This is a genomic window from Zoogloea sp., assembly GCF_023150065.1.
GTDB lineage: Bacteria > Pseudomonadota > Gammaproteobacteria > Burkholderiales > Rhodocyclaceae > Zoogloea.
On record NZ_JAKLLN010000003.1, the window covers coordinates 234,168 to 249,300 of the forward strand.

Genomic DNA, 15,133 nt, shown 5'->3' on the forward strand with positions numbered 1-15,133 from the left:
CATCGGGGCGATTTCGGGCGACACTCGCGAGTCAGCCCGACGAGACAGCGCATGCCCCATCACGACACCCTCTCCGTTCCCGGCGGCGCCCCGATCAAGCTGTGGACCCACGGCGTGCCGGTGGAGGACGCCGCCCGCCAGCAGCTCATGAACATCGCCCGTCTGCCCTTCATCTACAGGCACCTGGCGGTGATGCCGGATGTGCACCTGGGCAAGGGCTCGACCATCGGCAGCGTCATCCCCACCCTCGGCGCCATCATTCCGGCCGCCGTGGGGGTGGATATTCGACGAGGCCGGACAGGTATGGTGCATGCTCCACTCCGGCTCGCGCGGGGTGGGCAACGCCATCGGCACCCACTTCATCACGCTGGCCCAGGCCGACATGCGCCAGCACATCGCCACGCTGCCCGACCGGGATCTGGCCTATTTCACCGAGGGCAGCCAGCACTTCGACGACTACGTGGACGCCGTGGGCTGGGCCCAGGAATACGCCCGGCAGAATCGGCGCCTGATGATGGACGCCGTGCTGGCGGCCCTGCAGCAGGCGATCCCCAAGCCTTTCCAGGCCAGCCTGGAGGCGGTGAACTGCCACCACAACTACGTGCAGCGGGAGACCCACTTCGGCCGCGAGGTGCTGGTGACGCGCAAGGGGGCTGTGGCGGCCCACACCGGTCAGCTGGGCATCATCCCCGGCTCGATGGGGGCGAAGAGCTTCATCGTGCGCGGGCTGGGCCACGCCGAGGCCTTTTGCTCATGCAGCCACGGCGCCGGCCGGCGCATGAGCCGCACCCAGGCGAAGAAGCAGTTCAGCGTGGCCGACCAGGTGCGCGCCACTGCTGGCGTGGAATGCCGCAAGGACGCCGACGTGATCGACGAGATCCCGCTGGCCTACAAGGACATCGACGCGGTGATGGCGGCCCAGCGCGATCTGGTGGAGATCGTGCACACCCTGCGCCAGGTGGTGTGCGTGAAGGGCTGAGCCCGGCCCCGCCTCAGGCGCCGAACAAGGCAGCCACGGCGGCGGGGTTGGACGGGAAGTAGAAGTGCACGTAGGAGGCGGTAAGGCGGCCGAGGCGGTAGATGGCCTCGCCCTCGCGGCCGGCCGGGGTGGTGGCCCGGGCCAGGGGCGCCAGGGGCGTCTCGCTCTTCGAATAGTGGAAGGTGTGGCCGGTGAGGCGCCCCTCCGGCAGCTCGGCCACCTGGGTGCCCAGGGCCGCCAGGCGCGGCTGCATGCGGGTGTGGCCCGGCAGCACGGCCGCGCCGGAGTGGGTCACGCCATCCCGGTCGGTGAGGGTCTCGAACAGGCTCATCATGCCGCCGCACTCGGCCAGCAGGGGCTTGCCCGCGGCCTGGTGGGCCTTGAGGCCGGCCTGCCAGCCGGCATTGGCGGCCAGGGCCTGGGCGTGGAGCTCCGGGTAGCCGCCGGGCAGCCACAGGGCGTCGCAGTCGGGCAGGACCTCGCCCGCCAGCGGCGAGAAGAAGCGCAGCTCGGCGCCAAGGGCCTGCAGGGTGTCCAGGTTGGCCGGGTAGATGAAGCCGAAGGCGGCATCCCGGGCGATGGCGATGCGCCGCCCCTGCAGCAGCGGCAGCACATGGGGCGCCGGCGCGTCGGGGAAGGCCACCGCCGCCGGACGGTCGGCGGCGCCGGTGCGTGCGAGATGGTCGGCGAGGCGGTCCAGGCGGGCGTCCAGATCGGCGATCTCGGCGGCCTGGAGCAGGCCCAGGTGGCGCTCGGGCAGCGCAGCGTCGGCGTCCCGCGGCAGGGCGCCGTACCAGGCGATGCCGGGCCGCAGGCTGTCCTGCAGCAGGCGGGCGTGGCCTTCGCTGCCCACGTGGTTGGCGAGTACCCCCGAGAAGGGCAGATCGGGCTGCCAGGTGGCGAGGCCGTGGACCAGGGCGCCGAAGGTCTGGGCCATGGCCTTGGCGTCGATCACCGCCATCACCGGCACGCCAAACAGGCGGGCGATGTCGGCGCCGGAGGGGTTGCCGTCAAACAGTCCCATCACCCCTTCGATGAGGATCAGGTCGGAGCTGCGGGCCGCCGCGTGCAGGCGCCAGGCCGCGTCGGCGGAGCCGCACATGCCCAGGTCCAGGTTGTAGACCGGCGCCTGGCTGGCCACGGCGTGGATCTGCGGGTCCAGGAAATCCGGGCCGCACTTGAACACCGTGACCCGGCGCCCCTGGCGCACATGCAGACGGGCCAGGGCGGCGGTGACGGTGGTCTTGCCCTGGCCGGAGGCCGGTGCGGCAACAAACAGGGCGGGGCACAGGGCCGGTTCGCGCAGGGGGCTATTCATTCGGGTGGAACCAGGCAAGGCGGGGCTGCAGGCTGACCACGTCACCGACGATGGTCAGGGCCGGCGGGGTGATGCCGGCGGCCTTGACGGCGGCGGGCAGACCGGCGAGGTCGGACGTGACGACCCGCTGCTCGCGGGTGGTGCCGCGCCGCACCACCGCCGCTGGCGTGGAAGCCGCCAGGCCGTGGGCGGTGAGCTGGGCGCAGATCTCCGCCAGCTGGGTGATGCCCATGTAGAACACCAGGGTCTGCTTGCGCCGGGCCAGCATCTCCCAATCCAGGTCCACGGAGCCATCCTTCAGGTGGCCGGTGACGAAGATGCACGACTGGGCGAAGTCCCGGTGGGTGAGGGGAATGCCGGCGTAGGCGCCGATGCCCGCCGCCGCGGTGATGCCGGGGATGACCTCGAAGGGCACGCCGGCCTTCACCAGCTCCTCCACCTCTTCACCGCCCCGCCCGAAGATGAAGGGGTCGCCGCCCTTCAGGCGCACCACCTTGCGGCCCTCGCCAGCCAGCTTCACCAGCAGGGCGTTGATGCCTTCCTGGGGGACGGAATGGTTGGAAGCCTTCTTGCCCACGTAGACGCGCTCGGTGGCCGCCGGCACACAGGCCAGGACTTCCTTGCTGACCAGGTTGTCGTAGACCAGCACGTCGGCCTCGAGCAGCAGACGGGCGGCGCGCAAGGTCAGCAGCTCCGGGTCGCCAGGGCCGGCACCGACGAGATACACCCAACCCGGCCGGGCCGGGGAACGTTCGCGGGGGAAGGAGGAATCGGGCACGTCAGCGCTCCAGCAAGGAATGTCTCAGGATAGCGCCGGCTTGCGCCACAGGGCCAGACGAACCGGCGCGCTCGGCGCAAAACGCAGGCGCCCGGCCACGGTCTCGCCCCGGGACAGGCTGAGTTCATGCCAGGCCTCGGCGGGCACCCGGCCGGCGAAGGCGAGGAGATCGGCGCGGGCCTGGTCGTCCTCGGCGGTGGCCACCAGGCGGCCACCGGGCGCCAGGCGTTCCCAGGCGGCGCTCAGCCACTCGGGCAGGCCGGCCGCACCACGAATGAACACCGCTTCGGGCATCGGCCATTCGCGGCAGCGCAGGGGCGAGGCGGCGGGAATGGCCGAGAGATTGTCACCCACGCCGGCGCGGGCCATGCTGACGCCAAGCAGGGTCGGCTCGACCCCGACGGCACGCACCCGGGCGGTAGGCACGGCGCGGGCCCATTCGAGGGCCAGGCTGGCCTCGCCGTCGCTGATTGCCCAGCCACTCTCCCAGGCAGCGGGCTGCAGCCAGGCCATGGCGAGGGCCCGGGCCGCCAGGGGCAGCGCGGTTGCGGCTTCATCCCCGAAGGCGGCGTCGGGCAGGCCGGGCAGCTCGGCAAAGACGCCGGACGAGGGGCCGGTGGCGAGGATCAGCACGGCGTGGGTGTCAAAGGCCTCGCGCAGTTCCACCAGTTCGCTGGCGAGCCAGGCCCGGGCCTGCAGGCCGGTGCCGGTCCATTCGCAGACCCACAGGCGGGCGCCGGCGAAGCCGCTGTCCAGCACCAGGCGGGCCACCGCGACGGGGGCCGCGGCGTCGGCCAGGGGCAGCGCGAAGAGCGCATGGGCGCGCAGACGGCCACGCAGCGCAGCCAGGGGCGCCCGGCGCAGGTCCACCACCGAGACCACTTCGGCCGACAGGCCGAGGGCCGCGCAGGCAGCCTGCACGCGACCCACGCCAGGCAGCACGCGCACATAGGCCGGGCCCAGGTCGGCCAGCAGCTCCGGGGCCGGGCCGTCACCTGCGCCATCGCCCACCACCACCAGCACGCTGCCGGCATGACCGGCGACGCGTACATCCATGTGGGCGGAATCGGCGGCGCACAGCTGCTGGGGCGCCTCCAGACCCAGGCCGGCGAGGCGGTCGAGGGCATCGGCGGTGCCGAGGATGACCCGGGCACCGCGCAGGGCCTCCAGGGCGGCAGCGGACAGCACCGGCGGCAGCTCGAGGCCCAGGCTCACCACGGTGAGGGGCGGCAGGGGTTCGGGCGGCGTGGCGGCAACTTCGGGCTGGACGTCAGTGTCAGCTTCGATCACGGAGTCGGCTGCGGCCTCGGCAGCCAAAGCGGGCTCGGGCTGCCCGTCGGGACCGGCGGGCAGTTCGGTTGTGGGAACCGGCGCGGGCAGAGCGGTTGCCGCGTCGGCAAGGCCGGGCATCTCGATCTGCTCACCACGGGCGGTCTCCCGGTCGGCACCCCCTTTGCCACGGCGACGCTTGCGCTTGCGCCGGGGGCCGGTCGGACCTTCGCCTTCAGCGGCATCAGGCTGGGCTGCGGCATCTTCAGCGTCGTCGACGCTGTCGGGCGCAGGCGAGGGCTGGTCGTCAATGGCGAGAGCAACAACAGGCTCGGGGGCGAGCTCGGGAGCAGCTTCGGCAGCGGGCAGCTCCGGTTCGGCAAGCGGGGCAGACGCCGCATCAGGCGCCACCTCCGGCGCATGCACGGTGGCCGCCTCCGGCTCCGCGAACAGGTCGGCCGTGACTTCGTCGGGCAAGGCCTCTACCGGCTTGGCCTTGGGCTTGCGCGGTGCACGCCGGACCTTGGGCTTGGCCTCGGCCGCATCGACGACGGGCTCGGCCACGGTAGCGTCAACAATCACCTCGGCCGGGGTGGCCGGGGCCTTCTTCTTGCGGGGGCTGCGGGCCGGCGCCTTCTTCGGCGCCGGGTTCGCCACCTCGGCCAAGCCGGCCACCGGGGCGGAATTCTGTTCGTCGCTCATGCTCTGTCGGCCACTCTGTGCGCAGCCGGAAAAACGGGGGTCGCAGGATAGCATGAAGCGTTTTCAGGCCAAGCCCGGCCCGCGCCCGGTGGGGTCGATTGAATTCGACCCCACGAGGGCGCCGGCTTACAGCAGCACGCGTTCGATGCCGCCCTGGTTGGCCTTGGCCACGTAGTCGGACATCCAGTTGTCGCCGAGGATGTGCTTGGCCATCTCGACCACGATGTAGTCCGCATCCACCCCACCGGCGTCACTGCTGTAGCGGGACAGGCCCTGCAGGCAGCTGGGGCAGGAGGTGAGGATCTTGACCTGGGCGGTGGCATCGGCGCCGCGCAGCTTTTCGGCGCCCTTCTCGATCTCCTCCTGCTTGCGGAAGCGCACCTGGGTGGAGATGTCGGGACGGGCCACCGCCAGGGTGCCGGATTCGCCGCAGCAGCGATCAGACAGGTCGACCCGCGTGCCCATCAGCTCGTTGGCCACCTTGATGCCGGAATGGACCTTCATCGGGGTGTGGCAGGGCTCGTGGTACATGTAGCGGGTGCCGCTGATGCCGTCGAGCTTGAGGCCCTTCTCCATCAGGTATTCATGGATGTCGAGCAGCCGGCAGCCGGGGAAGATCTTCTCGAACTGGTACTTCTGCAGCTGATCCATGCAGGTGCCGCAGGACACGATCACCGTCTTGATGTCGAGGTAATTGAGCGTGTTGGCGACCCGGTGGAAGAGCACCCGGTTGTCGGTGGTGATCTTCTGGCCGGCGTCCTCCTCGCCCGCAGCGGTCTGCGGGTAGCCGCAGCACAGGTAGCCCGGAGGCAGCACGGTGGTGGCGCCAACCTGGTAGAGCATGGCCTGGGTGGCGAGGCCGACCTGGCTGAACAGGCGCTCGGAGCCGCAGCCGGGGAAGTAGAACACCGCCTCGGATTCGTCACGCCCGACCTTCGGGTTGCGGATCACCGGGACGATGGCGTCGTCCTCGATGTCGAGCAGGGCCCGGGAGGTGCGCTTGGGCAGGCCCCCCGGCATGGGCTTGTTGATGAAGTGGATCACCTGGGCCTTGATGGCCGGTTTGCCGAGGGTGGCGGGCGGGTGCTGGACCTGCTCCTGGATCAACCCGAGGCTCTTGCCGATGCGGTGGCCGAGACGCTGGGCCTTGTAGCCCCAGCCGATCATGCCGCTGCGGATCAGCTTGATGGTGGCCGGATCCTTGGCGGTGAGGAAGGCCATGGCCGCGGCCTTGCCGGGGTTGAAGGACTTCTTGCCCTGCTCGCGCAGCAGGTTGCGCATCTTGATCGACACGTCGCCGAAGTCGATGTCCACCGGACAGGGCTTCTCGCACTTGTGGCACACGGTGCAGTGGTCGGCCACGTCCTCGAACTCGGCCCAGTGGGCCAGGGAGACGCCGCGGCGGGTCTGCTCTTCGTAAAGGAAGGCCTCGATCAGCAGCGAGGTGCTGAGGATCTTGTTGCGCGGGCTGTAGAGCAGGTTGGCGCGGGGCACGTGGGTGGAGCACACCGGCTTGCACTTGCCGCAGCGCAGGCAGTCCTTGATGTCGTGGGAGATCTCGCCGATGGCGGTCTGCTCCATGATCAGGGACTCGTGGCCCATCAGGTTGAAGCTGGGGGTGTAGGCGTTGTCGAGGTTGCCCTTGATCGGCCCGTTGCGCATCAGCTTGCCGCGGTTGAAGCGGCCTTCCGGGTCAACCTTCTGCTTGTAGGCCCAGAAGTTGGCCATCTCGGCGTCGGTGAGGTAGTCGAGCTTGGTGATGCCGATGCCGTGCTCGCCGGAGATCACGCCGTCCAGGCTGCGGGCCAGCTCCATGATGCGGTCCACGGCCTTGTTGGCCGTCTGCAGCATCTCGTAGTTGTCGGAGTTGACCGGGATGTTGGTGTGCACGTTGCCGTCACCGGCGTGCATGTGCAGGGCCACGAAGACGCGGCCGCGCAGCACCTGTTTGTGCAGCTTCTTGATGCCCTCGCGCACCGGCCCGAACAGCTGGCCGTCGAAGATCTTGTCGAGGCGGGGCTTGAGCTCGGTCTTCCAGCCGGTACGGACGGAGTAGTCCTGCAGACGGTGGAACAGGCGCGGGTTGGCGGCCCGGTTGGACAGCTCGGCGGCCTGGATGCCGTAATCGGCAAACTGCGGCTCGGCCTGGGCCAGGGGCAGGTCCAGGTTGTCCAGCAGCCACTGCCAGCGGCGACGCACCAGGGCCACGTAGTCCAGGGCGTCCTTGCGGCGCTCACCCATGAGCTCGTCCCGGGAGATGGTGGCGTCACCGGTATCCAGGGGCAGCTCGCCCTGCAGGTAGTCGGTGAGGGCATCGCACAGGGCCAGCTTGTTCTGGGTGGACAGCTCGATGTTGATGCGCTCGATGCCGTCGCAGTAGTCGCCCATGCGCGGCAGGGGGATCACCACGTCCTCGTTCACCTTGAAGGCGTTGGTGTGGCGCGAGATGGCGGCGGTGCGCGAGCGGTCGAGCCAGAACTTCTTGCGCTGCTCGGGGCTGACGGCGATGAAGCCCTCGGCACCCCGGGTGTTGGTCATGCGGATAACCTCGGAGGCGGCGGTCATCACCGCGGCCTCGTCGTGGCCGACGATGTCGCCGATCAGCACCATCTTGGGCCGGCCGTGGCGCTTAGCCTTGGTGGTGTAGCCCACCGCCTTCACGTAGCGCTCGTCCAGGTGCTCGAGGCCGGCCAGCAGCACGCCGGCGGCGTTGCCGGCACCGCCCGGCTTGAAGTAGTCGGTGATCTCGACGATGGCCGGCACGGCCTCACGCACCTGGCCGAAGAACTCCAGGCACACGGTGCGGGTGACCGGCGGCATCTTGTGCAGCACCCAGCGCGAGGCCACGATGAGGCCGTCGGTGCCTTCCTTCTGCACCCCGGGCACGCCGCCCAGGAACTTGTCGGTCACGTCCTTGCCCAGGCCGTCCTTGCGGCAGGAGGCGCCCGGCAGGGAGAGGACTTCTTCGGAGAGGAACTTGTAGCCTTTGGCGTCGAAACGCTTGAGGCGGAAGTGCACGGTTTCCTGTTCGTGGATCTTGCCGAAGTTGTGGTCGAGGCGTTCCACCTCGAGCCAGTTGCCGTCCGGCGTGACCATCTTCCACCAGGCCAGGTTGTCGAGCGCGGTGCCCCACAGCACGGCCTTCTTGCCGCCGGCGTTCATGGCGATGTTGCCGCCGATGCACGAGGCGCTGGCGGAGGTGGGGTCCACGGCAAACACGCGGCCGGCGGCCGAGGCGGCTTCGGAGACGCGCTCGGTGACCACCCCGGCGCCGGTGCGGATGGTGGCGTAGGGCGCGCCCATGGGGCCGTTCAGGCCGGGCAGCACCACATCTTCGACCGGGCCGATGGAAATCAGCTTTTCGGTGTTGATGACCACCGACTTGGCATCCAGCGGCACGGCGCCGCCGGTGTAGCCGGTGCCGCCCCCGCGCGGGATGATGGTCAGGCCGAGCTCGATGCAGCTCTTCACCAGCGGGGCCATCTCTTCCTCGGTATCGGGGTAGAGGACCACGAAGGGGTACTCGACGCGCCAGTCGGTGGCGTCGGTGACGTGGGACACCCGGGCGTGCCCGTCAAAACAGATGTTGTCCTTGCGGGTGTGACGGGCGAGCTCGCGCTGCACGCGCTTGCGCAGCTCGGCGGTATCGTCGAAGAGCTTGGCGAAGCGGTCGACGGCACCGTGGGCCGCCACCACCAGGCTGGCCACCTTGGCGCTGCGCTCGGGATCTTCGGCGCTGGCTTCCTCACGGCGCTTCTCGACCTCATGCAGGCGGTGGCGCAGGGCCCCGATCAGGGCACCCTGGCGATCCCGGTTGCCGAGCAGGTCGTCCTGCAGGTAGGGGTTGCGCTGGACCACCCATACGTCCCCCAGCACCTCGTAGAGCATCCGCGCGGATCGGCCGGTGACGCGCTCGGACCGCAGAGCGTCCAGGGTCTTCCACGCATCCTGGCCAAGCAGGCGGATGACGATCTCCCGGTCGGAGAACGAGGTGTAGTTGTAGGGAATTTCACGCAGGCGTTGGGTCATCGGGATACCTGGGTCTGTGCAGCGGAGAACGGAGTATTTTAGCGGACCACCCCGCCTTCTGTCGAAAAACAAAGCCTTACGGCTGATGGGGGATTGCCGGCGCTCTGCTGGAACAGGTGTGTGGACCCATCGCGGCAGGGTCGGTTCCGGCGTGGGGGCGACTTCAGTCGCCCACGGACTTCGATCAAGGGCGTGTCGGTGATCAACGCGGGGATGGGCGACTGAAGTCGCCCTCACAAGTCGGCCCCGCAGGAAAGATGACGCTTGCCCTTGGCTACCCCCGCAGGGCCGCCTGCACCGCAATCTCCACCCGCCAGCCGGGCTTGGCCAGGCGTACCACCTGCACACAGGCGCGGCTCGGCGCCGTGCCGGCGGGCACCCAGGCGTCCCACACGGCGTTGACCACGTCGTAGTCGGCCATGTCGGTGAGGTAGAGGGTGGCCATCAGCAGGCGCTCCTTGCCGCTGCCGGCCTGCTCCAGCAGAGTCTCGAGGCTGGCCAGCATGGCGCGGGTCTGCTCGGCAATGGCGGCCGTTTCATCGGGGGGCACTTCGACGCAATACACCACCCCGTTGTGGGTCGTGGAATCGGAATACCGCGGCGTGGTGCCAGCGCGCTGGATGGGGCTCATGGAAGACTCCGGAAAGGTAAAGGTGCGTATGTTGCAGCGCGGGCGCTCCGGCTGCTACCCTCCTGTGCTTCCCCCAGCCGAAACGCAGGTCCAGCCATGAGCGCGCAGCACCCCGACTACCTCCAGAAGATCCTCACTGCCCAGGTCTATGACGCGGCCATTGAAACGCCCCTCGACCCGGCTCCGAACCTGTCGGCGCGCATCCACAACAAGATCTGGTTCAAGCGCGAGGACATGCAGCCGGTATTCAGCTTCAAGCTGCGCGGCGCCTACAACAAGATGGCCAGCCTCAGCCCGGCGGCCCTCAAGCGCGGCGTGATCTGCGCGTCCGCCGGCAACCATGCCCAGGGCGTGGCCCTGTCGGCGAAAAAGCTCGGCGCCCGCGCCGTGATCGTCATGCCCACCACCACCCCGGCCATCAAGATCGACGCCGTCAAGCGCCACGGTGGCGAAGTGGTGCTGGCCGGCGAGAGCTATTCCGACGCCTACGGCCACGCCAAGGAGCTGGAGAAGACCGAAAAGCTCACCTTCGTCCACCCCTACGACGACGTCGAAGTGATCGCCGGCCAGGGCACCATCGGCATGGAGATCCTGCGCCAGCACCCCAAGGCCATCCACGCGGTGTTCTGCTGCGTGGGCGGCGGCGGCCTGCTGGCCGGCGTGGCGGCCTACATCAAGCGTGTCCGCCCCGAGATCAAGGTGATCGGCGTGGAAACCATCGACGCCGACGCCATGACCCAGTCCCTGGCGGCCGGCAAGCGCATCGAGCTGCCCACGGTAGGCCTGTTTGCCGACGGCGCCGCCGTGAAGCTGGTAGGCGAGGAGACCTTCCGCCTGTGCCAGGAATACGTGGATGAGATGATCCTGGTGGACAACGACGCCATCTGCGCCGCCATCAAGGACGTGTTCGAGGACACCCGCTCCATCCTCGAGCCCGCCGGCGCCCTGGCCGTGGCCGGTGCCAAGGAATACGCCAAGCGCCACGCCCTCAAGGACAAGACCCTGGTGGCCGTTGCCTCCGGCGCCAACATGAACTTCGACCGCCTGCGCTTCGTGGCCGAACGGGCCGAGGTGGGCGAACAGCGCGAGGCCGTGCTGGCCGTGACCATCCCCGAAAAGCCGGGCTCCTTCAAGAAGTTCTGCGATCTGCTCGGCAACCGCAACATCACCGAATTCAACTATCGCTACGCCGATGCAGCCAAGGCCCACATCTTCGTGGGCGTGGGCGTGCACAACCGGGCCGAAGGCGTGCGCATCACCGAGCTGCTGCAGCGCCACGACCTGCCCTGCCTGGACCTCACCGACGACGAGATGGCCAAGAGCCACATCCGCTACATGGTCGGCGGCCACGCCCCCCAGGCCGAGAACGAGGTGCTCTACCGCTTCGTCTTCCCCGAGCGCCCGGGCGCCCTGCTCAACTTCCTCGACACCCTGCGCTCCGACTGGAACATCAGCCTGTTCCACTACCGCAACCACGGCGCCGACTTCGGCCGGGTGCTGGTGGGCATGCAGGTGCCGCCCCATGACCGGGAAGCCTTCCAGGGTTTCCTGGCGCGGCTGGGGTACGAGTACGTGGAGGAGACGGGCAACCCGGCGTACCGGATGTTCCTGGGGTGAAACCCGCCCCCGCCCCCACCACGCCCGGTCCTCATTCGGCCAAGGGCGAGGTCGCCGGATCATTCCTGCTGGGGCTGGTCGAGTCCTTTTGTCACCTGGATGTCTTTCCTGCAGAGGAAACCGGGCTTTCCAGCGAGGAGATCCGCCCGGAGCGGTGGTATCCCCACGCCCTGCTGATCGACATCCTGCATCGGCTCGAACGGGTCGACCCTACGTCCAGGCATATCTTCTTCCGCGCCGGGATGCATTTCCTACGCATCTGGTATGAGCAGGGGCCGGGCAAGACCATGATCCACTCCACGCTCGACTGGCTGTATGCCAACAAGGAGAGTGGCGGCTATAACTCGGTCGTGCGCGGCGGCCCGCCGGAGGAGATCGGCTGGTGCCGTCTCCAGACAATGGACGAAGAGGCAGGCATCGCCGTTTATGAGAACGTGATGCCGCTGCACCCGGACTACATCAAAGGGGTGTTCTACGGGGGCTGCATGCTCTTCGACGATGTGGAGTTCGTGGACGTGGAGGCTAGCAGCGAGCCCTATGCCCTGAATCCGGCCTTGTCCAGAACCATGCTGACAATCCGGTTTCGCCTCAAGCCGAAAGGGTGCTGCGAGGGCCTGGAGGCCCGCCTCGATGCCCTGAGCCCTGGCGCCAACCTGACCTTGACGCCCGAGGAGACAGCCAGTCTGATCTGGCGTTACAAAGGGCTGAAGATCCGTAATCGGCACGAGACGGATTACCACAACAACATCAATGCCATCCTGGCAAGAACGCTGATCGAACGCAGGCAGGCCGAACAGGAACTGGCGGCCTACCGCGATCATCTGGAGGCCCTTGTCGAGGCCCGTACTGCCGAACTGGCCTCTGCCAAGGAAGCGGCCGAGGCAGCGAACGTTGCCAAGAGCGCCTTTCTCGCCAACATGTCCCATGAAATACGCACCCCGCTGCATCAGATCGGAGGCCTGGCACAGCTCCTCAGGCGCGATCCCCTGACCCCCAAACAGGGCAGCCATCTGGACAAGCTGGATTTTGCCGTGAAGCGCATGAGCGGCCTTGTCGAGTCGATCCTGGATCTGACCAGGATGGAGGCGGATACCCTGGAATCCGCGGAAAGGCCGATTTCCATCAACGAGGAGGTCAGGGATGTAGTGGCCTTGCTGAAGGGGAAGGCCGAAGCCAAGGGTTTGCAGCTGACGGCCGAAGCCGATGGTCTGCCGACCGGACTCCTTGGCGACCCCCGGCATCTCCGGACTGCCCTGCTGCATTACGCGGAGAATGCCATCCGTTTCACGGAGGCCGGCAGCGTGACGATCCGGGTGAAGGTGGTGAGCCAGGACACGACGGGCGCACAGCTGCATTTCGAGGTCGAAGACACAGGCATCGGCATCGCCCCGGAGGTGCTGCCCAGGCTATTCACACTCTTCGAGCAGGCCGACAACTCCTCGACCCGAAAATACGGTGGCGCCGGGCTCGGACTATTCACCACCCGCAGGATCGCACAACGCATGGGTGGTGACGCGGGCGGCCAGAGCACACCTGGCCAAGGCAGCACCTTCTGGTTCACGGCGAGGCTAAAGAAGCAGCGTTCCTGATCGTTTCTGGCAGCCCATGGAAGCCCTCCACGAAGCCATCGAAATCATCCTCCTGCTGGCCAGCGTGATTGGCGCGGTGGCGGCGTATTTCCGCTTTCGCGGGCACCGCTTCGGGCTGTCGGACATGCTGATCTTCGTGCCCCTGGCGGTGGCTGCGGATGTCGTCTGTTACCAGCTTTTCCAGGAAATGGCCGGGCCCCACGGCGAGTCGACGGCCTATGGGGCGCTGGAGTCCGGCGCGGCAAGCCGGGCGGAGTGTGATCGGCAGTCCACCGCGCAGGCGTTTCGCGAGGGGTGCTATGCGAAGCTGGGGCGGTGAAGGCACGCCCTCCCAATAGTGCTTCCAGCCCCGAAGCGAACTTCGGTTGCAAATACGGAGCCCCTCTTCCCGGGGGGATTTAGCCACGCCCACCCAAGCCCCCGCAGGCAGGAGCAACTGCAGCGTTCATCATCCCTGCTCACTTCCCCGCTGTTCCCCCACCGCCCCATCGGCGACAATTGAATCCTTCTAGAGGAGGGTCATGCCATGGGTTGGGAGCCGGATCGATACCTGCAGTTTTCCGATGAACGTCTGCGCCCGGCAGTGGATCTGCTCGGGCGGATTCCCCTGCGCACACCGGGGCGCATTGTTGACCTGGGCTGCGGCGCAGGCAATGTGACACGCCTGCTGGCCGAGCGCTGGCCGGAAGCGGACATCACCGGGCTGGACAGTTCCGCAGCCATGCTGGAACGGGCACGCAGTGTGTTGCCCGACGTCCGCTTCGACCAGGCCGGCGTCGAGCACTGGGAACCCGAAGAGGCCCTCGATCTACTCTTCTCCAATGCGGCCCTGCACTGGGTGGGCGATCATGAAAGCCTCTTCCCGCGCCTGGTGGATGCGCTGTTTCCGGGCGGGGTGCTGGCGGTGCAGATGCCCGGCAATTTCGAGGCACCGTCCCATCGGCTGATCCGGGAGCTGGCCGCAGCGCCGGAATGGGCGGGGCGGATCGGTGCGGCCCGAATGGGCGCGGTACTTGGCATGGCTGACTACCATCGTCTTTTGTCCCCCCTGTGCACACGCCTGAGCCTGTGGGAGACCACTTACTGGCAGAGCATGAGCGGGCCGTCACCGGTGCTCGACTGGCTGCGTGGCACCACCCTGGTCCCCTATCTCGCCTCTCTGGATGAGCCGGCACAGGCGGACTTTCTGGCCCAGCTCGGTGAGCGGCTGGCGGCAGCCTATCCACCGGACACCCACGGGACGACCCTCTTCCCCTTCCGGCGCATCTTCATCGTCGCGCAGCGATGAGCACCACGGCCCTGTTTGCCAAGGCGGCGGCTCTGGTGGCCGAGGCTGACGGCCTGGTCATTGCCGCCGGGGCGGGCATGGGGGTCGATTCGGGCCTGCCGGACTTTCGCGGCAACACGGGTTTCTGGCGAGCCTACCCGGCCCTGGCGGAGGCCCGCATCGCCTTCGAGGAGATCGCCAACCCGGACGCCTTCCGACATCATCCCCGGCTGGCCTGGGGCTTCTACGGCCATCGCCTCAACCTGTACCGACGCACCGTTCCCCATGCGGGCTTTGCCATTCTGCAACGCATCGGGGCGGGTCTGCCTCGGGGAGCATTCGTGTTCACCTCGAATGTGGACGGGCAGTTCCAGCGGGCGGGTTTTCCGGAGGAGGCCATCTGCGAGGTGCATGGCTCCCTGCATCACCTCCAGTGCATGGAGGCCTGCGGGCAACCCATCCACCCGGCAGACACCTACTTCCCGGAGGTGGATGAGCAGGCATGCCTGCTCACCAGCCCCCTGCCCCGCTGCACCCGATGCAGCGCCCTCCTCCGCCCCAACGTGCTGATGTTCGGCGACGGCGAGTGGCTCAGTCAGCGTACCGCCGCCCAGCGCAAACGGCTGGACGCATGGCTCAGCAGGGTGGAACGCCCGGTGGTCATCGAGATTGGCGCCGGCAGTCATGTGCCCACCGTCCGCTGGTTCAGTGAGACCCTGGGCGAACCGCTGGTGCGCATCAACCCAACCGAACCCGATATTCCAGGGCGAGGGGTCAGCCTGCCGATGGGCGGCCTGGCCGCTTTGGAAGGCATTCGTTCAGCCCTCGAACAGCGGGGGCTTTCTGCATGAGCGGCCCCTGCCCCAAGCGTGTTTCACGTGAAACAATACCGGCCAGTCTGACCTGCCTCACACAGCAGTCACTTTGACCTCCCGTCCCGGCGCCGAGCAATTT

10 protein-coding genes and 1 pseudogene are annotated in these 15,133 nt (G+C 68.1%); 6 read left to right on the forward strand and 5 right to left on the reverse strand.

The features are described from left to right. The first annotated feature begins 51 nt into the window (after window positions 1–51). Window positions 52–979: pseudogene (locus L6Q67_RS06090) on the forward strand (RtcB family protein). 13 nt (window positions 980–992) lie between these two features. Here L6Q67_RS06090 and L6Q67_RS06095 read toward each other — a convergent pair. From L6Q67_RS06095 to L6Q67_RS06115, 5 genes are all read right to left on the reverse strand, one after another. After that, entirely contained in the window at window positions 993–2,297 is a 1,305-nt protein-coding gene (locus tag L6Q67_RS06095; protein ID WP_296566810.1) for a cobyrinate a,c-diamide synthase, read from the reverse strand. Then, on the reverse strand, window positions 2,290–3,075 hold the full coding sequence (gene cobA / locus L6Q67_RS06100) for a uroporphyrinogen-III C-methyltransferase (RefSeq protein WP_296566813.1): 786 nt from the start codon (window positions 3,073–3,075) through the stop codon (window positions 2,290–2,292). Before cobA ends, L6Q67_RS06095 begins: the two co-directional genes overlap by 8 nt. Before the next feature lie 24 nt (window positions 3,076–3,099). Next, window positions 3,100–5,046, reverse strand: a complete 1,947-nt coding sequence (locus L6Q67_RS06105) for an SAM-dependent methyltransferase (protein ID WP_296566815.1) — start codon at window positions 5,044–5,046, stop codon at window positions 3,100–3,102. 126 nt (window positions 5,047–5,172) lie between these two features. Next, complete coding sequence (locus tag L6Q67_RS06110) at window positions 5,173–9,075, reverse strand: FAD/FMN-binding oxidoreductase (RefSeq protein ID WP_296566822.1); 3,903 nt, start codon at window positions 9,073–9,075, stop codon at window positions 5,173–5,175. A gap of 274 nt (window positions 9,076–9,349) precedes the next feature. Then, window positions 9,350–9,706 carry a RidA family protein gene (locus L6Q67_RS06115; protein ID WP_296566823.1) on the reverse strand — a complete coding sequence of 119 codons (357 nt, stop codon included), beginning with the start codon at window positions 9,704–9,706 and terminating at the stop codon, window positions 9,350–9,352. Window positions 9,707–9,802: 96 nt separating this feature from the next. Between L6Q67_RS06115 and ilvA the strand changes: the two genes are divergently transcribed. From ilvA to L6Q67_RS06140, 5 genes are all read left to right on the forward strand, one after another. After that, complete coding sequence (gene ilvA / locus L6Q67_RS06120) at window positions 9,803–11,323, forward strand: threonine ammonia-lyase, biosynthetic (protein WP_296566824.1); 1,521 nt, start codon at window positions 9,803–9,805, stop codon at window positions 11,321–11,323. After that, the gene (locus tag L6Q67_RS06125; RefSeq protein ID WP_296566826.1) at window positions 11,320–12,912 is read left to right on the forward strand and encodes an ATP-binding protein; all 1,593 of its coding nucleotides are present in this window, start codon (window positions 11,320–11,322) and stop codon (window positions 12,910–12,912) included. The genes ilvA and L6Q67_RS06125 overlap by 4 nt, the downstream gene beginning before the upstream one ends. A gap of 16 nt (window positions 12,913–12,928) precedes the next feature. Further along, a complete protein-coding gene (locus L6Q67_RS06130) occupies window positions 12,929–13,231 on the forward strand; it encodes a hypothetical protein (RefSeq protein ID WP_296566828.1) in 303 nt (100 codons plus the stop codon). 207 nt (window positions 13,232–13,438) lie between these two features. Next, entirely contained in the window at window positions 13,439–14,200 is a 762-nt protein-coding gene (gene tam, locus L6Q67_RS06135; RefSeq protein ID WP_296566829.1) for a trans-aconitate 2-methyltransferase, read from the forward strand. After that, on the forward strand, window positions 14,197–15,030 hold the full coding sequence (locus L6Q67_RS06140) for a Sir2 family NAD-dependent protein deacetylase (protein WP_296566831.1): 834 nt from the start codon (window positions 14,197–14,199) through the stop codon (window positions 15,028–15,030). Before tam ends, L6Q67_RS06140 begins: the two co-directional genes overlap by 4 nt. Window positions 15,031–15,133 lie beyond the last annotated feature (103 nt).

What these genes read in the sequence shown, in the direction of transcription:
- L6Q67_RS06110 (WP_296566822.1), bottom strand. Translation starts at nt 9,075, where the DNA reads ATGACCCAACGCCTGCGTGAAATTCCCTACAACTACACCTCGTTCTCC.
- ilvA (WP_296566824.1), top strand. Translation starts at nt 9,803, where the DNA reads ATGAGCGCGCAGCACCCCGACTACCTCCAGAAGATCCTCACTGCCCAG.
- L6Q67_RS06105 (WP_296566815.1), bottom strand. Translation starts at nt 5,046, where the DNA reads ATGAGCGACGAACAGAATTCCGCCCCGGTGGCCGGCTTGGCCGAGGTG.
- L6Q67_RS06140 (WP_296566831.1), top strand. Translation starts at nt 14,197, where the DNA reads ATGAGCACCACGGCCCTGTTTGCCAAGGCGGCGGCTCTGGTGGCCGAG.
- L6Q67_RS06130 (WP_296566828.1), top strand. Translation starts at nt 12,929, where the DNA reads ATGGAAGCCCTCCACGAAGCCATCGAAATCATCCTCCTGCTGGCCAGC.
- tam (WP_296566829.1), top strand. Translation starts at nt 13,439, where the DNA reads ATGGGTTGGGAGCCGGATCGATACCTGCAGTTTTCCGATGAACGTCTG.
- L6Q67_RS06095 (WP_296566810.1), bottom strand. Translation starts at nt 2,297, where the DNA reads ATGAATAGCCCCCTGCGCGAACCGGCCCTGTGCCCCGCCCTGTTTGTT.
- L6Q67_RS06115 (WP_296566823.1), bottom strand. Translation starts at nt 9,706, where the DNA reads ATGAGCCCCATCCAGCGCGCTGGCACCACGCCGCGGTATTCCGATTCC.